This window comes from Lederbergia panacisoli (genome assembly GCF_024626525.1).
In the GTDB taxonomy this organism is placed as follows: domain Bacteria; phylum Bacillota; class Bacilli; order Bacillales; family Bacillaceae_C; genus Lederbergia; species Lederbergia panacisoli.
In genome coordinates, this window is the sequence record NZ_JANJGU010000006.1 from 16,661 (window position 1) to 37,682 (window position 21,022).

The 21,022-nt window shown below is 32.0% G+C and carries 21 protein-coding genes; 1 reads left to right on the forward strand and 20 read right to left on the reverse strand.

Annotation, left to right across the window (positions count from 1 at the left end):
* Positions 1–32 precede the first annotated feature (32 nt).
* The 4 genes from NQ185_RS10145 to NQ185_RS10160 all read right to left on the reverse strand — a co-directional run bounded on the left by NQ185_RS10145 (position 33) and on the right by NQ185_RS10160 (position 3,204).
* On the reverse strand, positions 33–539 hold the full coding sequence (locus NQ185_RS10145; RefSeq protein WP_257581583.1) for a DoxX family membrane protein: 507 nt from the start codon (positions 537–539) through the stop codon (positions 33–35).
* 116 nt (positions 540–655) lie between these two features.
* Positions 656–1,162, reverse strand: a complete 507-nt coding sequence (locus tag NQ185_RS10150) for a DoxX family protein (protein ID WP_257581584.1) — start codon at positions 1,160–1,162, stop codon at positions 656–658.
* A gap of 446 nt (positions 1,163–1,608) precedes the next feature.
* The gene (locus tag NQ185_RS10155) at positions 1,609–2,109 is read right to left on the reverse strand and encodes a DoxX family protein (RefSeq protein ID WP_257581585.1); all 501 of its coding nucleotides are present in this window, start codon (positions 2,107–2,109) and stop codon (positions 1,609–1,611) included.
* A 213-nt stretch (positions 2,110–2,322) separates the two neighbouring features.
* Positions 2,323–3,204, reverse strand: coding sequence for a GNAT family N-acetyltransferase (locus NQ185_RS10160; RefSeq protein ID WP_257581590.1), 882 nt, complete (start codon positions 3,202–3,204; stop codon positions 2,323–2,325).
* 110 nt (positions 3,205–3,314) lie between these two features.
* Here NQ185_RS10160 and NQ185_RS10165 point away from each other — a divergent pair, with 110 nt between their 5' ends.
* Positions 3,315–3,644, forward strand: a complete 330-nt coding sequence (locus tag NQ185_RS10165) for a DoxX family protein (protein WP_257581832.1) — start codon at positions 3,315–3,317, stop codon at positions 3,642–3,644.
* Position 3,645: 1 nt separating this feature from the next.
* On the opposite strand, the gene NQ185_RS10170 is transcribed toward NQ185_RS10165, so the two are convergent.
* The 16 genes from NQ185_RS10170 to NQ185_RS10245 all read right to left on the reverse strand — a co-directional run bounded on the left by NQ185_RS10170 (position 3,646) and on the right by NQ185_RS10245 (position 20,858).
* Positions 3,646–4,077, reverse strand: coding sequence for a VanZ family protein (locus NQ185_RS10170; RefSeq protein WP_257581592.1), 432 nt, complete (start codon positions 4,075–4,077; stop codon positions 3,646–3,648).
* 48 nt (positions 4,078–4,125) lie between these two features.
* Positions 4,126–4,842, reverse strand: a complete 717-nt coding sequence (locus NQ185_RS10175; protein WP_257581593.1) for a metallophosphoesterase family protein — start codon at positions 4,840–4,842, stop codon at positions 4,126–4,128.
* A gap of 29 nt (positions 4,843–4,871) precedes the next feature.
* Entirely contained in the window at positions 4,872–5,888 is a 1,017-nt protein-coding gene (locus tag NQ185_RS10180) for an ATP-grasp domain-containing protein (protein ID WP_257581594.1), read from the reverse strand.
* 25 nt (positions 5,889–5,913) lie between these two features.
* A complete protein-coding gene (locus tag NQ185_RS10185) occupies positions 5,914–7,191 on the reverse strand; it encodes a type III PLP-dependent enzyme domain-containing protein (RefSeq protein WP_257581596.1) in 1,278 nt (425 codons plus the stop codon).
* A gap of 60 nt (positions 7,192–7,251) precedes the next feature.
* On the reverse strand, positions 7,252–8,184 hold the full coding sequence (locus tag NQ185_RS10190) for a beta-1,6-N-acetylglucosaminyltransferase (protein WP_257581597.1): 933 nt from the start codon (positions 8,182–8,184) through the stop codon (positions 7,252–7,254).
* 56 nt (positions 8,185–8,240) lie between these two features.
* Positions 8,241–10,448 (reverse strand): right-handed parallel beta-helix repeat-containing protein, encoded by a 2,208-nt coding sequence (locus tag NQ185_RS20250; protein ID WP_257581599.1) that lies wholly within the window; start codon positions 10,446–10,448, stop codon positions 8,241–8,243.
* A 47-nt stretch (positions 10,449–10,495) separates the two neighbouring features.
* Positions 10,496–11,644 carry a polysaccharide deacetylase family protein gene (locus tag NQ185_RS10200; RefSeq protein WP_257581600.1) on the reverse strand — a complete coding sequence of 383 codons (1,149 nt, stop codon included), beginning with the start codon at positions 11,642–11,644 and terminating at the stop codon, positions 10,496–10,498.
* 271 nt (positions 11,645–11,915) lie between these two features.
* Positions 11,916–13,082: an acyltransferase family protein gene (locus tag NQ185_RS10205; protein WP_257581601.1), complete on the reverse strand. Its 1,167-nt coding sequence runs from the start codon at positions 13,080–13,082 to the stop codon at positions 11,916–11,918.
* A 326-nt stretch (positions 13,083–13,408) separates the two neighbouring features.
* Positions 13,409–14,317, reverse strand: coding sequence for an SP_1767 family glycosyltransferase (locus NQ185_RS10210; protein WP_257581602.1), 909 nt, complete (start codon positions 14,315–14,317; stop codon positions 13,409–13,411).
* A gap of 71 nt (positions 14,318–14,388) precedes the next feature.
* On the reverse strand, positions 14,389–15,429 hold the full coding sequence (locus NQ185_RS10215; RefSeq protein WP_257581603.1) for a glycosyltransferase: 1,041 nt from the start codon (positions 15,427–15,429) through the stop codon (positions 14,389–14,391).
* A 270-nt stretch (positions 15,430–15,699) separates the two neighbouring features.
* Positions 15,700–16,692, reverse strand: coding sequence for a glycosyltransferase family 2 protein (locus tag NQ185_RS10220; RefSeq protein WP_444546877.1), 993 nt, complete (start codon positions 16,690–16,692; stop codon positions 15,700–15,702).
* 21 nt (positions 16,693–16,713) lie between these two features.
* Positions 16,714–17,664: a PIG-L deacetylase family protein gene (locus NQ185_RS10225; RefSeq protein WP_257581608.1), complete on the reverse strand. Its 951-nt coding sequence runs from the start codon at positions 17,662–17,664 to the stop codon at positions 16,714–16,716.
* Between the two features lie 158 nt (positions 17,665–17,822).
* Entirely contained in the window at positions 17,823–18,344 is a 522-nt protein-coding gene (locus NQ185_RS10230; RefSeq protein WP_257581609.1) for a KdsC family phosphatase, read from the reverse strand.
* Complete coding sequence (locus NQ185_RS10235) at positions 18,344–19,324, reverse strand: KpsF/GutQ family sugar-phosphate isomerase (protein WP_257581610.1); 981 nt, start codon at positions 19,322–19,324, stop codon at positions 18,344–18,346. Before NQ185_RS10235 ends, NQ185_RS10230 begins: the two co-directional genes overlap by 1 nt.
* A 15-nt stretch (positions 19,325–19,339) precedes the next feature.
* Positions 19,340–20,167 (reverse strand): 3-deoxy-8-phosphooctulonate synthase, encoded by an 828-nt coding sequence (gene kdsA / locus NQ185_RS10240; RefSeq protein WP_257581611.1) that lies wholly within the window; start codon positions 20,165–20,167, stop codon positions 19,340–19,342.
* A 22-nt stretch (positions 20,168–20,189) separates the two neighbouring features.
* Positions 20,190–20,858 (reverse strand): acylneuraminate cytidylyltransferase family protein, encoded by a 669-nt coding sequence (locus NQ185_RS10245; RefSeq protein ID WP_257581612.1) that lies wholly within the window; start codon positions 20,856–20,858, stop codon positions 20,190–20,192.
* Between the last annotated feature and the right edge of the window lie 164 nt (positions 20,859–21,022).

Genomic DNA, 21,022 nt, shown 5'->3' on the forward strand with positions numbered 1-21,022 from the left:
GTTTTTTACGCCCTCCCAATTTTTTATCTCACTTAGTGTGCTGCTGCACCTCGAATTTTTTTAAAGAAGTTTGTGTCTTTAAATTTATTAATTGTTTCTTTTGTTAAGAAGTGGTCAACCCCATAATATCTAGTTCCTTTGATGACGAAGAGAAGGATGACAGCTAATGCTAGTAAAATTGGGTTAGTGCTGATTGTACCTGCAAGGAGGAAGTTCAAGTTCATGAATGCTCCTGCGATCAGTGCTGGTAATGTTAGTGCACCGACGATAAGACCTAAGCCAACTAGAATTTCTCCCCATGGGATCAAGACGTTAATAATTTTTACGTTTGGCAATGCTACATTTTGTAAAAAGTCTGCGTACCAACCTTGAACTGCTGGAAATTCTCCCCCTGCTTTTGCAATGGCTCCTTGAAGGAATCCACCTGCATCAAAAGCTCCTAACTTATGCCAACCTGCTTCTATCCATTGTACCCCTAGCCATATTCTTAATGCTGCCCAAACGATTGCGACTAAACGATTTTCATACCATCTTTTCATTGTTCTCACTCCTAAAGTTTTTGTGAAATACTTGTGAATTTATTCACACATGTTATTAAAAAAATATAAGTTTTTTGTTTGAGAAAATTTATTTATGCCTATTGCTTTTAACTCGCTTAATGCGCTGCCGCACCTCGTATTTTTTTAAAGAAGTTTGTGTCTTTAAATTTATTTATAGTTTCTTTTGTTAAGAAGTGGTCAACCCCATAATATCTAGTTCTTTTGATGACGAAGAGAAGGATGACAGCTAATGCTAGTAATATTGGGTTAGTGCTGATTGTCCCTGCTAGGAGGAAGTTCAAGTTCATGAATGCTCCTGCGATTAGTGCTGGTAATGTTAGTACACCGACGATAAGGCCTAAGCCAACTAGAATTTCTCCCCATGGGATCAAGACGTTAATAATTTTTACGTTTGGCAGTGCTACATTTTGTAAAAAGTCTGCGTACCAACCTTGAACCGCTGGAAATTCTCCCCCTGCTTTTGCGATTGCTCCTTGAAGGAATCCACCTGCATCAAATGCTCCTAACTTATGCCAACCTGCTTCTATCCATTGTACCCCTAGCCATATTCTTAATGCTGCCCAAACGATTGCAACTAAACGATTTTCATACCATTTTTTCATTGTTCTCACTCCTTGTTATATTTGTGTAAGCTCTTTGTGAAATCCCTCACATTCCATCTTAAAAAAATATAATTTCTTTGATCAGCTGATTTTTGTTATTTCCACTTGTGAACAATTTCACATTTTCTTTACACTCTTAATATACAACGCTTTTTCTCTTTTTACAATCCCCTTTGGCGTAATGTCACTAAATTGCCATAAAAGGAGATTTAGCTATTTTCCTTGACGTAATATCCCCTTCGTTGGCGGTTGAAAATCTTATATTCCATTTTTCCCATTCCAATCTTCTAGCCATGTATAGCCAATATATGAATGAGTAATACTTTGTTTTTATCATGGCATTAAAGCAAATTTCCTTTACAGTCAGGAACTTACCTATAGACTATTCCTTGCTAGACATACCAAAAAACAGGAATGCGATTTTCGCCCTCCTGTTTTTATTTAACTCAATGCGCTGGTCGTATTTTTTTGAAGATGTTAGTGTCTTTAAATTTATTAATATTTTCTTTTGTTAATAAGTGATCAATTCCATAGTATCTTGTGCCTTTGATGACGAAGAGAAGGATGACAGCTAATGCTAGTAAAATTGGGTTAGTGCTGATTGTCCCTGCAAGCAGGAAGTTCAAGTTCATGAATGCCCCTGCAATTAGTGCTGGCAATGTTAGTGCCCCAACTATAAGGCCTAAACCAACTAATATTTCTCCCCAAGGGATAAGGACGTTGAAAATTTTAACGTTTGGCAATGCTACATTTTGTAAAAAGTCTGCGTACCAACCTTGAACTGCTGGAAATTCTCCACCTGCTTTTGCGATTGCTCCTTGTATGAATCCACCTGCATCAAAAGCTCCTAGCTTATGCCAACCTGCTTCTATCCATTGTACCCCTAACCAAATTCTTAATGCTGCCCAAACGATTGCGACAAAACGATTTTCATACCACTTTTTCATCTTTCTCACTCCTTGAGTTTTTTTGAATTAATGTGAGGTAATTCACATTCTAGTATAAAAAAATATAGTACTTTAATCAGCTGATTGATTATTTGTATTCCCTTTGTGAAATTATTCACATTTTCTTTACACTCTTAATATACAACGCATTTACCTTTTACACAATCCCTTTTCTTGCATTGTCACTAAATTGCCATAAAGGGAGATTTAGCCTTATTTACACTCTAAATATCCCATTCGCTGACGGTTAAAAACCTCATATCCCATTTTTCCATACCATTCTTCTAGCCATGTATAGCCAATATACGAATGGTTATATCCTTGACTTTTTAATTCCTCATTTATTGCATAAACTAATGAAGCGCCTATTCCATGTTCCCTATATTTTGTCATTACTCCTAGGCAGCCCACTCCTCCTACTTTCCCCTCAATCATATCCTTCCATCTAATATCTTCTTCAGTTAAAATCATTGCACATCCTACAATCAAGTGATTAAAACGCGCTACAATAATGTGATTGAAAGCAAAGTCGTCTATTATGTTTTTATAATATTCGATCCATCCAGACAACTCATCTTCACTTTTAAGTAAACTAATTAAATCATTGCTTTCATGGGGCATAAGTTTTCCTATGTTTACAGGGGCTGTTGGTTCAGAATTCTGCCAATTATTCAAGTTCATCACCATATCAATACTATCCCATGCCCACTGAAAACCTTTTTTCTCTAAAAATTGATCACCGGACCCTATTGGAACCCCTTGCCACCAATATCCTGAACCGATACCGGCAGTCCATTGTTTACCCACATTTTTCATGGCCATTTCAAAAAGCATTCCGCCAATCCCCTTATTGCGATATTGCTCTATAACATGTAATAACCATAGCGCACTTGAATTCCCTTCTTCATTAACAAGGATTCCACAGCATTCACCATCGTTATAAGCAATGTAAAGCCATAAATGTTCCGCTGCATCTTTTGAAAAAGATAATATACTTTTTTCATCTATTATCCAATCAGAAATATGTTTACACCAATACTTGGTTAAAACCTTCTCATTCCCACGAAAAGGATATCGTTTTATATATACATTCATCTTTTTCATCCTCAACATATCATTTTAGTCAGGTTTGTCCTAACTACTGCATACAGTCTTAATATAGGGATTATTGGGAGGTGTAAAAAGTAGCAACTACTCACAAATTAATCCGATATGTAATAGCTTATGTGTTTATCATATCTGGTTTAATGAAACTCGTAAATGAAGATCTTGGAAGCGTGTTTATTCAATTGGGATTGCCATTCCCACTATATTTAATGTATGCTGTTGCCGCCATCGAGGTCGTTTGTGGCATCCTTATTTTAGCTAATAAAATGGTTCACCATGCTGTCATTCCGTTGATTGGAATCATGATAGCTGCCATTTTATTAACAAAAGTTCCTTCGTTACATTCAGGATTTATGCCATTTGCTTTTAATGCGAGACTGGATATTGTGATGTTGGTTTTGTTGTGGGTTCTGTATAAATGGAGGTAGATTAATTTGGTATCTTCTTTAATATAGAACCAATTTTTGAATTCTTCTTTTTAAAGTATGATCGATGGATGATTAGCCAAATTACAAAAACTCCTAAAAAGTTCTTTACTAAATCTATGATCGAAAAGGATCTGAATGGAACAAAATATTGATGAATTTCATCGAACAGCCCATATAAAACAGCAAAGGTAAAACTAATAGCTTCCATTTTATTATCTAGTGGCCGATAGGTAAGAATCGCTAAAATAAGCAGTAAATATAAAATGCCAAATTCAATTAAATGGGCGAGTTCAAAACAAATGCCGATAAATAAAATGATATTATAACTAATATTGCTCAAAAGATTATGTACGGATTCAGGGTCAAACGAGCTTGATTGTATCCAAATAAATATTATGTATAAAACAGGAAGAATTCTTAAAATTGGCTTCACTATGGGCACCTTCTAATCAAAAAAGAGAAGGCGGTTAACCTTCTCTTTTTATATTTTGGCATTTTGCAGTATATTGATCATTGCTTCGGCATTAGGATAGGCAGAATCGTTGTATTGCTGCATAACCTTTTCAGTATCAAACGGCACCCTGACAATGGAAGCTTGAAATCCGTTATCCGTAATATCTATTAATGCATATGAAGATTTTTTCATCCCATCAAAAGGAAGTCCTACACTTCCGATGTTCATTACACATTTACCGTTAATGTACCGAATGTATGGCTTATGGATATGAGCGTAAATATAAAGATCAGCTTCATTTACCATCAATTTATTGGTAATCAGGTCATCACTTTCAAATGGCGGTACAATTTCGAACAAACTATTAGGAGTAGCGTGGAATGCGTGAATCTTCATTCCTGCTTCTTCTATCGTTAAATCCATCGGCAACTGTTCCAAATAGGCAATACTTTTTTCGTCTAACTGTGAATAAATCCAATCCCGCTCTTTATTCATCATATCCAGAGCTTGGTATGGAACCTCTCCTTGTCGCACACCGCGAACAACCCATTCGTCCGCATTTCCTTTGATGACATCACAATTTAAGGAAAGAACTAATTCTAATGATCGCTGGGGTTCTGGGCCGCGGTAGCAAATATCACCTAGAACGTAAATTTTGTCTACATTTTTTGCTTGGATATCCTGAAGTACGGCATCTAGCGCGATGGCGTTGCCGTGGATATCGGATAGGAAGGCTAGTTTCATGGTAAGACCTCGTTTCATTTGTTTACCAATTATCTTAACTGTAATTTCAATTTGTTGTCTACTGAAGACATTTCAGATTGGCTGGAATTAAGGATAATAAAATGATCATATTTTACTAGTATCGTTCCTTCCCCATAAGGCTCTTCATTTATTGAATTAAGTTTACCCATCAAATTATTAATGATATTTTCCACGAAATTTTGTCCCATTTCATGTGCATGGAGATAGCCTCCACCAAATCTTGGGTTAATTTCAGATACGACAAAGCCTTCTCCCGTCTTAAAGCAATCGACATCAATAGGTCCTGCGGGTTTAAGAGCGGAAATAAGTTTTTGAATCAATTGTTTTAATTCCTGGTCATTTATAGCTACCGACTTATCCGTTTCACCAGCCCTCATAGCTACTTTTCTTTTGGTGAAAATATTCGTTGTCACACCAGATATTAGATCTATAAAACAATCAACCCCATATTCTTCTGCATTGATGAAGGGTTGCACAACTAATTCTTCATTGTTATTCCAAAAAAATTCGAGCTCTTTTACCGTGTTTACCTTGGATATCCCTAAACTTGCACTACCATTTCTTGGTTTTATAATTAATGGGAAGTTTAATGTTCCATCCATTAAATCTTCCATCACCTTTTCTCTCTCAACATAGGTTTTTACACTAGGAATATCATGCTCCTTTAAAAATTGATACGTCGAATATTTATCGAAGCAAATATCGACCACATCCTTATTTGATACAACAATCGTTATGCCTTCTTTTTTAAACTCCTTCTTATATCTGGCTAGTAATGATAATTCCGGATCTATGAGTGAAAGAATAGCTTTAATATCGTATTTGGCACATATTTCCTTTATATGTTGAATGTAATTAGGATGCGAAATTCTGGGAACGACTTCAAAACTATCGGCATAGGACAATGCCGGTGCTGTTACATCACAATCTACCGCAATGATCCTTCCATTGATTTTCTGTAGTTCTTCTTTAAAATATTGAACTAATCTTACTCGACGCCCAGCACTGCATATTAATATATTCATTAATTCGTTCCTCTCATTATGATTTTTATGGAAAACTAAAAGAATAAAGGTCCTCATTAAAGAATTGATTGATTGTTTCCTTTTTTCTAACCTCAAAAAAAGAAGCATTATCCATTGCGATAATACTAGGACGTTCTTTAATAAATGGGGGATTAAAAACAATCGTATACGCTCCTACATTCTCAAAAACAACAAAGTCGTCCCTCTCTGGTAGTGCATCGTGCACATGATGAGCTAAATAATCTTTCTCCATACACGTATAACCGACTATATGAAAATATTCATTGTCAGAAACATTTTCGTTTTTCCTAACGATTTGCATTGGAAGATTATTTTTATGCATTGTTGGTTTAACGTTATGAACACTACCATTCACTAATACGAAGTTGTTATCCCTAACCTTTTTCACTTCAATTACTTTAGAAATAAAAATAAAGGTATTTGCGACCATCGAAATACCTGGCTCCAAAATTAGATTTGGTTTCTTGGAAAAATGCTTAAATTCCCTATTCATCACTTCACATATTGTCCCTGCATAGTCATCAAATGTTGGTGTGATGATATTAAATGAATCCGGCATTTCACCATAAATTCCACCACCGACATCGATGTATTCCAAAGTATCTATTAAATTTTCTTTCGCTAAATCACAGAGAGTTTGAGTAATTACTTTGTATGCATGCAAACTTCTATTTCTGGTAGAAAAATGACCATGCAATCCAATTATATTTATATTTTGCATAGTTCTAAGCTCATTTAAAGCAAGATGAAAATTTCCATTTTCCACACAAATTCCAAATCTGCTAATCGCATAACCTTCCTGTAAAATGCTGACTCCATCTTGGGAAATATCAAAATTCACCCTTAATCCCAATTTAATTTCTTTATCTTCATTGTTTAACGCATACTCTTTAACAAATTCGATCTCATACATTGAATCAATATTAAGCAGACTTTCATTGTCTAATGCATAAAATACATCTTCTTTGCTTTTTAAAGGTCCGTTAAATATGATCCTTTTTGGATCTTCACCGATTTTAATAGCTAAATCGTATTCCAATCTTGAGACCACCTCTGCATATGCACCTAACTTTGATAATTCTTTGCATAAATAAGGAAGATAATTCGTTTTATAAGAGTAACCAATAATGAAGTTTGCATATATGCTCTTAAAAGCATCATTGATTTTTTGATAATTTTCTTTTAGTTTATTTACATCTAATAAATAAAAAGATGAACCATACGATTTTTCTAATTCCTTGAATGAATCATAAGTTAACTCCGCTTGAATAACAGAGTTCATAAGACATTCCTCCATTAAAAAAGACATCTTGGTATAGAATTAACCTGACCAGATGTCTAATTATATAACTATTAAATTCTCTTTCTTTTCATCCATTTGCTTAGCGTTAAACCTAACCTTAGTAGCAAAATAATCTATTACGGATTTATCTACTGTTTCATCAAATTTTCTAGCAAAAAAACAATCGGATTCTTCAATTACTGGAATATGGTTTCTAGCTATTTCTATTGGAGAATTCCTGTTAGACATCTGTTTTCCCCATTTAATAAAAAGATGATTATTGTTAACCACATGACTTTTATATGGAGAATTCATAATAATTGTATGGAAGAACCATTCATCTGGAACTAATGTGTTTTTAAAATATGGATAATACCATTCATTTTCATTTAAAAATTCAATAATATACTCTGCAACCTCATAAGGTACAGAAAACCACTGTGAACCACTGTATAATGTAAAATTTCCGGGTAATCGGTTTGGGTTTGGATGTAAATTAAAACCCTTTCGATATAAAGCTTGAATAAACCCTCTATACATTCTAGCGGGATGAAAAGTTGTGTATCTTCCGCGAGTCGCTTTAGGAAAATTGATTTCCATTAATCCTTTATTTACTTCGTTTCTATGTGTCATAAAAATTTTGCCTTTGTTATTGATTAAAAGTTCTTTATAATCATTCTTCACAAGTAAATCTTGCCCACTTCTTAGACAAACAAAATCGTATTTCTTCCCAGAAGTAAGTACTTCTTTAAACAATAGTATTGTCGTATCTACTTGGCTGATATCCCCCCATTCACACATAATACTGTGTTTAAGCACTTTAACATTTGGACTTTTAATAATTTGTCCTTTTAAATTTTCAAAGTTCCTTTTGTCAATATGAACATATACATCGGCAAAGTCGTTCACAATAAGCTGTTTTAAAAACTTATTTACTTGTTCAGGGTTTTTGTGTATTTGTAAAATAAACGCTGTCCGAGAAGTTGGATTCATATTCATTTCTCCTTAAAAAAAGGCACTAGTGTTAAACTTCACTAGGCCTCTTCTCATCAATTATTCTTTAACTGATTATTTCTATTAACATCATTTTTTCTCAAGTTAAGTTTTGCTTTTAATAGGGTATTATCCTCAATAATATAGGGAGAAGATCCAATTCCACCATTCATTGTGTCTATCCCAATCAGGCTATACTTTGAATTGATTGTATTTCCCTTAATAGTGGTATTAAAAACTTTGGTAGGCACATGCTCAGATGCATCTCTTCCAATTTGAATGATAGGTGTAGGTTCTACTGCAGTATCGACTTTAAAAGTATTATTAAGTACATTTACTGTTTTAGCTTCAAGAGCTAGAATGATTGGTCCGTCAATTATATCGTTTTCAAAAGATGAATGTTGAAAAATTGCTACTGTTTCTGTGTTATACGTATAAAAGGTTGTATTAACGAATTTACAATTATTCATTTCAATCTTTCCCGGATTATTCAGCGAAAAATGACCACTTTTTACTAAACAACTTTTATATATTCCAGAAGCTAGATTCATTTCTGGTGTCTGATTAAATGTAATATTTTCGTATATATTATAACTATTTCCATCGCCGCTTATTTCGTTAGATCCATTTAATTTAATATTGTTCATTTGAATAGGTTCGCCATATACATATATCCCACTGGTTATATCTCTTTTTCCTGAAGAATTTAGAGTAATATCCTTTACTTTTATCCCATCTATAACAGTTTGATTTAAATCCAAATTTGAATCTAAAGCATCAATACTTTCTATGGTAACTTCGTCACCACCTTCAAAAGTGGCTGAACTTGCAACTAGTTTATTATTGCTAAAATGGGTATTACCCCAAGTACTAAAATCACTATGATCAAACTGATTATTTTTTATTATAGCACCGTAATAGGCTGGATTAATCGCGAAGCCAATACCATCCTGAACATTTGGTCCAAAATAGTTATCTTCCACTACTGCCTTACCACCGTATGCAAAAACCATATGAATTGTATTATTTAAAAATTGATTTCCTTTTATATTCGTATTAATAGCAGGGTAAAAACCAGGCTCTATATCTATTCCGCTTTCCGGTGCTATCCCGTTTGTATGATGAATTCTATTATTGAGAATATTTACGCCATCGGAAGCCCCGACTGTAATACCTTGTCTCCTGTTATATCCAATATCACAATTTTGTATTGTAATATTTTTAGTGATCGCAACTGTCATTTTATTCACTTCAATATTCTCAGTAGAATTACTATTGAATACTGCCTTAAAATAATCTGCATCATCGGGAATTTCAGAGTATCCCCAAGTCGAATTAAAACGAAGATTACTGTCAGCGCGAATGAAACTTTGATCCTTTCGATAAAAGAAAATATCATAATTTCCTTCTACACCTTCAGGAATCCACATCATAATATTTCGATAGTGAGGATTTTCATATACGGGATGATTAAAATTTGTTACATCGTAATTTTTTGTTCTTACTTTCCCTTTCTCGTGAATTAATTTACCATTCTCATTTATTCCACCAATTTCTATATCTTCTCCCGTTATATAGTCTCCGTATATTGTAGAGCCTCCAATCTCTATCCCGTCACCAGTGAACTTCTCAATCTTAACTCCATCAATAATAACATTTTGAGCACCTTTAGTATCGATACCGTTTCCCCATTCATGTGTTCCACCTGTATACTCGCCTTTTTGGGAATAATCATGTGTTTCTCGGTCTCCTCTAATGGTACCGCCTTTTATCGTTACGTTTTCAATTTCTGAATCTATATACAAAGTGGAATATATTTCAAACCCATTTGATTCTTTTTGAATGATAGCTTTATCGTCTAAAAGAAAAGTTATATTTGACACTATATTGATTCTTGAGTCGGGATCGTCCACCCCTTCTCCTTTTGATATCAAATATGTTCCTGCTGGAACATAAAACGTAGTGTACCCTTCTTGTTGTGTCCATTCAAGCGCTGCATTTAGACCTTTTGTTGTTTCAATAGGATGGGTTCCGTCATTAAAAATTCCCCATTTTCGAAGATCAAGTTCATATACATTCTGATTGTCACCTTTTGAAGAAGTTTGAATTATTCCACTATCTGAATCATTTCCCTTATGAAGGGGGAGTGATATCGATACACCATCCCTACCACCTTCGACATTTTGAATTCTTTGCAAGTTAAAAAGTGAAAATAACACAAAAATGATGGCACCAGTTAAAATAATTATCTTCCATCTTTTCACCAGATTTTCATTCCCTTTATTTTTAAACTTCTATTTTACATTAACTTTTAAATGACCTTCGCATTTATCTCGGAATAATTATTGGCTATATTTAAATGTTTCAGCCTCTGTAGTTTCTTTAATAGACTAAAATCAGAAATAGCATTGTTGCTTATATCCAACTTTTCAACATTTAAGAAATACTGTATACCATCTAAATTTTTTATTCCTTTATTACTCAAATCCAGTTCCTTAATATTGATTAAATCTTTAATGAGTAACCATTTACCAGCTTGCAATGAAATTTTTTCCCTTACAGCACTTTCTAAATATATATCCGAAAAAGTAGCAACACCAGCGATTTCAGATGTTGTATAAAACTCCAAACCGAGTCTTTTAGATACTTTTATTATCTTTTCAATTGTATTAGGAGAAACTCTCCAGTTCCCCCACCTTTTATGCTGTTCACCTTTATTTCCCTCTATATCTTGAGGCAAAATCGAATGACCTGTTAATATCAAATTTTCACCTGACCTTTTTACAAGTTTTAAGATTTTCTTCAGATAAAAAAAATTACAGGAATAATAGCTATCTAAACAAATGGATGGCGCAAATCCAAAATGATTAAAAGAAGATAGGTTGTCCTTATTCAAGTGGCCTCGCGCAATATTAAAGTGATTAGGGATAATTCCAGCTATTGTTTTTTCGTCTGCAAGAAAATGAGGAAAGGCAAATGAAGCTGGCTTTTTAAATTTAGCTCCTGTTTTAGAGTGTGATTGTTTGCTTAACCAATTATTTAACAACACTATTTCATCATCAATCCATTTATTTACGGAATTTATTTTCGAATAATCGGTTGCTTTACGGTGTTTAAAACCATGGTTAGCTATTTCATGCCCATCTGATTGTAGTTCAAGTAATAAATCAATTTCTTCTTGGATATGTATTCTATTATTTTTTAAAGGATGGACTCCATTAACATTAAAAGTTACCTTTATATCATTATTATCAAATATAGGCTTCCCATACTTATACCAATCGTAAACCCGATAACTATCGTCAAAAGATAGAGCAATACCTGGTTTATTTATATAGCGTATATTATTTTCTTTTCCAAATTGATTCGTACGCTTAACCTGATCGGCCATATTTCTATACAACGTACCCCAATATCTCCACTCAAAATATTTCTTTACGAGGGATTTTAGTATGAACATAGTAATTCCTCCATCATTACCTCCAAGCATTGGTATTTATTTTGCATCTCATTTGTATTCTTTTAAATAATATCCACTTTATTGCTAACTGTGTTTAGAAATCTGGTGAAATAATTAGACTAAAAAACATAATTAAAGTTAGAAATAAATTGAAAGTAAAATATAAATTGCAATCAGCAATACCATACCCAATCATTAATATTGAGTGGGTATTTAAATTAAGAAATAAATGATCTCTATGCTCTAATAAACCAAGTTATGCTTATTTATCTTAAACTTTTGAAACACTTTGATTTAATTCTGTAGTTATTTTCTGCACCTTTTGTTTGTAAGAGATTGTTTTGCCTAGCTTCATAGAAGGTACTTCCACGAAATAATATGCTATTGTCGAGATAAAGATTGAGACTAAAATAGTTAAGGTGCTAATAATTCCTATCGGAACAAAATTATATAATAGGTAAAATAAACTTAACAGAACTATTAGATGATATAGATATAAGCTATAAGAAATTTTCCCTATAAAATTTATTGGTTTTATCATCAATATTTTTGTTATCTTATGGGAACCTAACGCAATAATAATAAACAAGACAGCACCCAAACATGCAATATAATCCATAAGAACCCTTGCTGGATAAAAAAAGTCAATAAAGTTTAAAATTCTTATCCCTATACCAGGATAATTATAAAAAATAAAAGCCGCTATTAATAATAACCATTTATAAGTCCTTGTAAGTTTATGATACATACCAAGTATATCCTTTAAGTGTTTTGCAATTACGCCTCCAAATATAAACATGGAAGTATAGTGTAATGTATCCCAATAGGAAGTGTAATAACCATTACTCACCTGAAAGCCCAAAGTGTCATTAAGAATCGAAAATAAAGATAAAAAGAAACCAATAATAATGCTAAATTTCCAATTGAATTTTATAACAACCAAATAAACTAATGGGAACAGTAAAGATATCCTCATTTCATGAACTAGTGACCAAATAACATTATTGAAAGCATCTGAATGAACATTGCCAATTAAAAGAAAATGTTCAAATAATAATGAAGCGCTAAATTTAGTAGTCCAGGTAAGATTAAACCAATAACTTAACTCATTGATTCCACCTCTCGATAATAATAATGACAACAATATTGCTATGATAATAGAAACTAAGTATGGCACATAGATTCTTAAAATTCTTCTAATTACAAATACTGGGTAATTCATTTCTCTTCCATTTACTAATGGTAGTGATAATACAAATCCGCTTAAAATAAAAAAAAGAAGTACTGCTGATGATCCATTTATCAGTACTTTTAAAGGCGATCCAGTTATTAGTACAGAAAACAAGTAAGTAGCTGATACATTGCCTATATGAGATAACATGACTGTTACCGCAGCCAATCCTCTAATTGAATCAAGTTGATCAAATCTGGAATTCAAACTTTTCCCTCCTCAAAAATCCTCTAAGTAAAAAGAGCTATTTAAATTGATAATTAAGTGTATTACTTACTTCAATTCTTTTAATTTGGCATGGGCTGCATAGCTGATGAATATATCTTTTTTTGCTATTAACATATTACATATTATCCCTAAAAAGGCTGAGAGTAACATTTATAATCGTGCAAGTTATTTTTACTTCATTCAAAAAATTAGCTACTGAGTTGCAAAATTGATTAACCAATGATGCTCCTTCGATAGAGTACTTTTCCTCTTTATGAATATAAGTAAATCGATATATGAAAAATTTAGTCATACAAATTTTCAATTTAACTTATTCTTGTAATAATTTCACTTTCATATCTAGAGTCATTTATTGCATAAACATTTGTCCCGTTTTGTACCTCGCCGACAAATTTATTTTTAACTGGTGCCTTATCTATAGCTTTGTTTAAAAACCACTCGTATTCGATATCTATATGACCAATATCTATAGCACGACGACCATTAACAGCTAAATCATAAGCTAATACTGTAGCAGTTGGACCAAGTGAAATTAATATTATTTTTGATTTATCTTGCTTTTTTACCTCTTCTAATATTAGATCATACTTAGAAAACGCATTTTTAGCTGGGCATAGTATTCTTTTGATAGATTTTGCATTATCAAATAAGTTATTTCCTATGCCTAACCTACTTTGTTCACCTTCTACAATAACTATTTCTTTTTTATCCCATAACTTTTTAAATAACTCGAATCGTTCATGTGTCTTGCTTTTGTCTTTATGATCTATGTATAATCGCGTCACCAAAGAATCATAATATATTTTATTTTTCTCAAGCATTTTATAAATTTTATACCGATTTCGATTTAAATACCAAGTCCAATATTTTTTTGATTTATCCGTACACCAATTTATATCTTCGAAAATATTTGGAATAAAAACTTCATGATTTTGCTGTTTGCTTCTAATGATTTCCTTTAATCGGATACTTAAATCCATAGAATATGGCTGAAATCGTAGACCCCCACCTTCCATTATAATGAACTCCCCATCACCAAACCTGCTAACCGAACAATTATTATTAATTATTATGTTTAGGCTTTCATCAGTCGATTTAACAGAAGGAGGCGGAAAAACTAAAAAAATCATTCTATTAAATAGAATGATCACATTATCTTTTATTTTTTTTATTACAGAAACTTTATAATAAAGTTTTAATAAATATCTTTTCAAAGTTTTCTCCCCTTGCAAAAACATTAATTTTTATATTCTAATCAGATATTCCTCTCAAATTTAAAGTGAATTCACTTATTCAGCTTCTTCAGGATAACTGAATATTGACCCAAAATTAGCCTTATTAACATAAATCTAAAGTAAATCCTTCCTTTTATTCTAAACCCTTTGGTAGTTAAATATTTTGAACTTTCTTTATTAAAAATAGTTTTAATTGAATAGACTTTGAATGCCTTACTCTGAGTTAGATCTCTTAAACAATTTTCCACATAATACTTATCGTTCGTATGAAAAAAGTAATCTAAAGATGTAGTAACTTGCTCACAAAAAATTGAGGGAATTGTTAACTTCACGATATCTTTAGCGTCATTACTTTTTAAATATACTTCAAATCTTTTTACCATATTAGTTAATCTATAGAGTAAGGTATTGGGAAATGAACTTAAGGAGTTTGGGCGTTGGAAGTAATTCACCAATACTTCAGGTGTTGTACTAATTAATTTTGTATGACATAAATAGTACAAATTAAATAATAAATCTTCGGCAAAGATCTCTTGATTAGGTTCAAACCTTATGTTGTGTAATCTTATTAAATCATGTTTATATAACTTATTCCAAACACTATATGCATGTTTAAATGGCAAAAAAAAGTCCAGAATATATCGTGATATTCCTAACTTATTTACCTCTATTAGTCCTTCATCCAGTGATAGACAAGCTTTTGAGTTTTGTATTTTTTCAACAGAATAAACACTTCTATAATTGCAAACAACAAGGTCACTGTTATGTTTAATTGAGTTCTTAACTAAAACTTCAAACATCCCTCTTTCAACCCAATCATCCGCATCAATAAATGCAATATATTTACCACTAGCAATACCCAGACCTGAATTTCTTGCTGAAGATAACCCACCATTCTGCTTATGGATTACTTTTATTCTTGGCTCTTCTCTTGCATATTTCTCACAAATTTCTCCACACCTGTCTTTAGAACCGTCATTAACAAGAATAATCTCAATATCCTGGAGAGACTGATTAATTAAAGAATCTATACATCTTTCCAAATACGTTTCAACGTTATAGATCGGAACAATAATACTAACAGTAGGCATTATTTTTTCCTTTCTTTCAAGAATTGAATGATATTTACAAGTCAAAATTTAAGGATATTTTATTAAAATGCAAATTTTTTAAAGTCTCAATCTCATTTATCATTTGGTTAGCAGTTTTTTATGTTCTGTTTGAAATATTTTTCAGTAAAAAATATTTCTGTTAATGCTATATGTTACTTTTATACTAAATTAATCTCACAATCATTTAACCTATGTATACTATTCATCTTCCCACCCGAAATATCTTTATTTAATAAAAGTCAGGAACACTTAACCATTTATTTGATATTTTGATTTTTTCCTAACATACAATTCAAATAAATAAGGATGAATAATAAATAGAATCCATAATGTTTTTTCCTTTTTGTTAAAATAGGGATTAAATAATAAAACATGAATCGATTTGCTAAAGTCATTTTTAAGTTTATTTAATTCAAAATAAGAATTATTATATTCTTTTTTTACTTTAAAGTAATATGATATCAACTTCACAACATATTTAAACTCCGTTTGATGTCGTAATTCAGGAAGCTTTAACTTCCTACAAAAAGTAATTCTATCTTTCAGTGCATAAACCTCATCCAACATTTTTAAGCTAAAAGGCGAACCCATAATACTATTGTTCCTTTGTCGATAATAATACATTGCTACTGGTATGTGCGTTACCCTATTACTTTCGTAAAATATTCTATGAACTAGAAATTCATCCTCATGGGTTCTTCCTATTTTAAATCTAAGATTATTAAATAATTGTCTTCTAAACAGTTTGTTTGTAGCAACTACAAAGTTTATTCCTTCTGATCGATTATATATTTGTTTTAATGCTTCAATATTTGTATATATTTGAGCTTCAATATTAATGTTATATGCTTCAATTTTATTTTTTTCACTTTCATTTACTTTTAACAGATTACACATTACAATATCTGATTTATATTTTCTCGCGTTTGTATACAACAATTCATACATTCTATTATGAATAAAATCGTCACTATCAACAAATGCAATATATTCACCTGTTGCAATATTAATTCCAGCATTTCTGGCAGAAGATAATCCGCCATTGTTTTGATGTATTACTTTTATTCTTTTATCTTTTTTTGCATATTCATCACATATTTCACCGCATTTATCTGGAGAACCATCGTTCACAAGTATTAATTCAAAATAAATATATGTTTGATTTAAAATAGACTCAATACAAAAGCTTAAATATTTTTCTACATTATATATTGGTACTATAATGCTTATCATTTTTATTATCACCTTTAAATTATTAGTTCCCTATGTCTTTTCAGAAGTTTTATGGTCTCCTAACTGTTCCATTAGTAAATTATCATTATGTTCCTGCGATGTAGTTCTATTATTTTTAAGAAACTTGTTAATTAAACTCCATTCTTCCTTAGTGACTTGAGAATTTGTCTCTATTTCTTCTCTAATATGTTTAGTATCGGCATGTCTGATGATCTCTCCTTGCATATAAAATTCATCAACATGTTGTGATTGATGAAAATTTAACATTTCTTTTTTCCTTAAACGTTCATTATCAGTTAACTCAATGATATCTTCTTTAGCATTTTGATATTTTTGAGGAGTTATAAACTTCATTTTTTCTGTACCTAACGGATATAAAGAACTATATTCGGCCCATTCATATATACTTTGGAAATTTAAATTACTACATACAAATTTAGCCACTAAACTTACAGTATCGTGATCAGTATGCCCCCCCTCAATACAGTGAACATATATTTTTTTGGGCTTTAACTTTTTTATTAACGAATGAATATCTTTTGCAATTTCTTTTAAATAACGGTGTGTTCCCCCGTCGGGAAAGCCTAGACATATTACATTTTCCGAAGGAATATTTAATATCGATAATGCTTGAATGCCTTCTTTAAATCTTATTTCAGCAATTTTTTGAGATAACTCCCTTCTTTTTGTCCAACTTTCGCCATCTCCTCCTGTACCATTGGTAATATACACAACTGTTACCTTTTCACCTTTTTCCCTGTGTCTACCCATCGTGGCGCTCAAACCTAAAACCTCATCATCAGGATGTGCAGAAAAAACCAATATATCTGTAAGATTCATTGGTTTAAATGATATATTTCTTCCAATCATATTTCTTGGATATCTATAGAATCCTTTCATATATTCTTTAAGTTTAATTGTTCTCTGTTCACCAATAAATGATTGCGAGAGCTCCGTCAAAAACATCTTTATTTTTTTCATATCTTACACCACCTTAGCCTTAGTTAATTATTGGTTTGAAGATTACCTGAGTATTGCAGACTTTCACTATGTTCAGGCATCATTTTCACTAAAATTTTAATTTTTATCAAATAAATTTCTTCCTGGGAACATCCCTTAATAGAAAACAAGTAACGATTTTATTGATCTATCTTGATTTCGCATTCAAGGTATTCTTTAAGTAACAGTTCATAGTTATGTTGTTTAGATAAGACATAATCGATTGCTTCACGCACCGCACCTTCCCCCCCTTTATATTGACTTACAAAACTTACGGAATTCTTAACAATTTCAACAGAATCTTTGGGTGCTGCGGAAAAAGCAACAGATTGAATAACTGATAAATCATTAATATCATCGCCAATATAAAATACATTTTGCATCTGTAAATTAAGAGAGTTAACTAGTGTCGTTAAAGCTTCCTTTTTGTTTCTTATCCCTTCAAATAAAAAATCAACATTCAATTCTTTTGATCGAATGTTAACAGATTCTGATTTCCTACCAGTTATAATGGCAATCTTGATTCCAGTAAATCGTGCTAAACTAATACCCATTCCATCTTTTACATTAAAACTTTTATATTCCACACCGTTAGATCCAATTAATAATTTTCCATCAGTTAAAACTCCGTCAACATCTATTGCAATTAATTTAATATCCATTAAAAACCCAGCCTCGTTATATCATGTAGATGAATCATTGAAATAGGTTCATTTAAGTCATTTACAACAGGAAGGACATCAATTTTTTTCGTCTCCATTATATTTAATGCTTCAACTGCAAGGGCCTCCTTTTTAACTGTAATTGGATTTTTATTAAATAAATTAGAAACTGAAATATCTAAAAAACTTTGTTGTTTTCCTAGTGCTCTACGAATATCTCCATCTGTAATAATGCCAATTAATCTTCCATTTTCATCAACGATGCTTATTGCACCCAACCCTGACTTAGTCATACTAAATATGGCTTCTTTAATAGATTTTTTATACAATAAAACGGGATTCTTATTTGTAATTTCAATAATATTGTTGACTGTTAGTAATAATTTTTTTCCTAATGTTCCTCCTGGATGGTATATTGCAAAGTCTTCAGATGAAAAATTGCGGGCTTTTAATAAAGCGATAGCAATGGCATCCCCTAAAGTAAGCATTAAAGTTGTGCTTGTGGTTGGAGCTAGTCCAAGAGGACATGCTTCCTTTACATCGCCAATGCAGAGAATTTCATCTGCCTTAATTGCCAAGGTGGAAGATGCATTGCTAACAAAGGCAATTAGTTTTGCTCCAATACGTTTAATTGAAGGAATAATATTTTTTATTTCTTCTGTTTCTCCACTTTTCGATAAAGCAATTACTATATCAGAATTTGTCACCATTCCCAAATCCCCATGAAGCCCTTCAGATGGATGCAAGAATAAAGATGGAGTTCCTGTGCTTGCCAAGGTAGCAGTTATTTTTCTGGCAATAATTCCGGATTTGCCAACTCCAGTCACAATGACTCTTCCTTTACATTCCAATATCATATCAACCACATTTTCCATGTCTTGATTAACAAATTTTACTAGGTTTATGATTGCTTGAGATTCCATGGTCAAAACTTCTTTAATAGTAGTTTGATGATCTTTTTCTGTAGCAATAAATGGCACTTTTCATCCCTCACTTTACATTCCTTTTATCAATGCATCTATTTCAATAATAGGCTTCAATAAATCTTCAAGTTCGGAAAGCTTAATCATATTAGGCCCATCTGATAATCCCTTATCAGGATTTGGATGTACCTCTAAAAATAAAGCATCGATTCCAACTGCAGCAGCTGCTCTTGACAGAAAAGGGACAAATTCTCGTTTACCACCTGTACTAGTTCCGTGACCACCTGGTATTTGAACACTATGTGTTGCATCAAAAACAATAGGGATATTGAATTCTCTCATTTGAATTAAGGACCGCATATCAACTACTAAATTGTTATACCCAAATGTTGTACCTCTTTCGGTCAATAAAATTTGACCATTGCCTGATTCTCTTATCTTTACAACTACATTTTCCATATCCCATGGAGCTAAAAATTGACCCTTTTTAACATTTACAATTTTGTTTGTGTTGGCAGCAGCAACTAATAGATCCGTTTGTCTACATAAAAAAGCCGGAATCTGTATAATATCCACAACTCCGGCTATAATCTCCGCTTGACTAGGTTCGTGAATATCAGTCGTTACAGGTATATTAAATTGGCTTTTTACTTTATCTAATATCTCTATTCCTCTTTGAACCCCTGGCCCTCTTTCAGAATAGATTGAAGAACGATTTGCTTTATCAAAAGAAGCTTTAAAAACAAATGGTATTTTAAGCCTATGTGTAATTTCTTTTAGAATGGCAGCTGTTTCCATAATAAGACATTCACTTTCAATCATACATGGACCCGCTATTAACACAAATGGCTTACCGCCACCAAAAGTAATATTCTCCTGTATTTTAATTTCTTGAAACATTTAGTCCATCCCCATGAATAAATTAGATTTTTAAAGATAACCGGTTGTTGACTTCCATAATTTTCAATGCAAATTCATAATCATCTTTTGTATCAATATCGATTGCTTCAATGTCGTCGAGTTCCTGAAAATAAGGATTGAAACCAATTCTTCTTCTATTTTCAGTAAAATGGTGTTTTTGAAACATATAAAACCCGCTAGTTTCAATATAAATGGGCTCGATATCTTGTGTTCTCGGAATATCTTTCATTTCATAATTTAACGTTTGACCTTGATACCATACAAAGGTCTGTTTTTTTTGAACACTAAGAGCTGAATCGTAACTTCCACTTAAGACATTATCTAATGCATTTGCGACTGAATCTTGTGAGATAAACGGTGACGTTGTATGTGCCAATATATAAATATCGCTGTCTACTTTTTCAATAAAAGATTCGTATATTTCATTTCCTTTTACTAGATCTCCATCAAAATATTGATCTCGTTGTATGAATGTTACATTTGGTGGTAAGTAAGACATAACTTTTTCATCACTGCAATAAACACAGACTTCATCAATTTTATTTATTTTTAATAAAGTATCAAACACATACCAGCATAATGAATGATAGCCCAAGGGAAGGATATTCTTCTTGGGCAATCTTTGACTATTTAATTTTATTGGGACAAAAGCTATTACCTTCTTTTGCATTTTAGCCCTCCTAAACATAGCTATTTAATTCTTAATAAAGAACACTTAGTATAAAAAAAGAAATGAAAGTAAATTACATTACCTTGAAAACTTGAGATACTTATATTCAACTTCCTTTTTAAATTCAATTAGCTATTCAAAAAGAAACAATAATATAAATCATC

What these genes read in the sequence shown, in the direction of transcription:
- NQ185_RS10145 (WP_257581583.1), bottom strand. Translation starts at nt 539, where the DNA reads ATGAAAAGATGGTATGAAAATCGTTTAGTCGCAATCGTTTGGGCAGCA.
- NQ185_RS10150 (WP_257581584.1), bottom strand. Translation starts at nt 1,162, where the DNA reads ATGAAAAAATGGTATGAAAATCGTTTAGTTGCAATCGTTTGGGCAGCA.
- NQ185_RS10155 (WP_257581585.1), bottom strand. Translation starts at nt 2,109, where the DNA reads ATGAAAAAGTGGTATGAAAATCGTTTTGTCGCAATCGTTTGGGCAGCA.
- NQ185_RS10160 (WP_257581590.1), bottom strand. Translation starts at nt 3,204, where the DNA reads ATGAATGTATATATAAAACGATATCCTTTTCGTGGGAATGAGAAGGTT.
- NQ185_RS10175 (WP_257581593.1), bottom strand. Translation starts at nt 4,842, where the DNA reads ATGAAACTAGCCTTCCTATCCGATATCCACGGCAACGCCATCGCGCTA.
- NQ185_RS10180 (WP_257581594.1), bottom strand. Translation starts at nt 5,888, where the DNA reads ATGAATATATTAATATGCAGTGCTGGGCGTCGAGTAAGATTAGTTCAA.
- NQ185_RS10185 (WP_257581596.1), bottom strand. Translation starts at nt 7,191, where the DNA reads ATGAACTCTGTTATTCAAGCGGAGTTAACTTATGATTCATTCAAGGAA.
- NQ185_RS10190 (WP_257581597.1), bottom strand. Translation starts at nt 8,184, where the DNA reads ATGAATCCAACTTCTCGGACAGCGTTTATTTTACAAATACACAAAAAC.
- NQ185_RS10200 (WP_257581600.1), bottom strand. Translation starts at nt 11,644, where the DNA reads ATGTTCATACTAAAATCCCTCGTAAAGAAATATTTTGAGTGGAGATAT.
- NQ185_RS10215 (WP_257581603.1), bottom strand. Translation starts at nt 15,429, where the DNA reads ATGCCTACTGTTAGTATTATTGTTCCGATCTATAACGTTGAAACGTAT.
- NQ185_RS10225 (WP_257581608.1), bottom strand. Translation starts at nt 17,664, where the DNA reads ATGAAAAAAATAAAGATGTTTTTGACGGAGCTCTCGCAATCATTTATT.
- NQ185_RS10230 (WP_257581609.1), bottom strand. Translation starts at nt 18,344, where the DNA reads ATGGATATTAAATTAATTGCAATAGATGTTGACGGAGTTTTAACTGAT.
- kdsA (WP_257581611.1), bottom strand. Translation starts at nt 20,167, where the DNA reads ATGTTTCAAGAAATTAAAATACAGGAGAATATTACTTTTGGTGGCGGT.
- NQ185_RS10245 (WP_257581612.1), bottom strand. Translation starts at nt 20,858, where the DNA reads ATGCAAAAGAAGGTAATAGCTTTTGTCCCAATAAAATTAAATAGTCAA.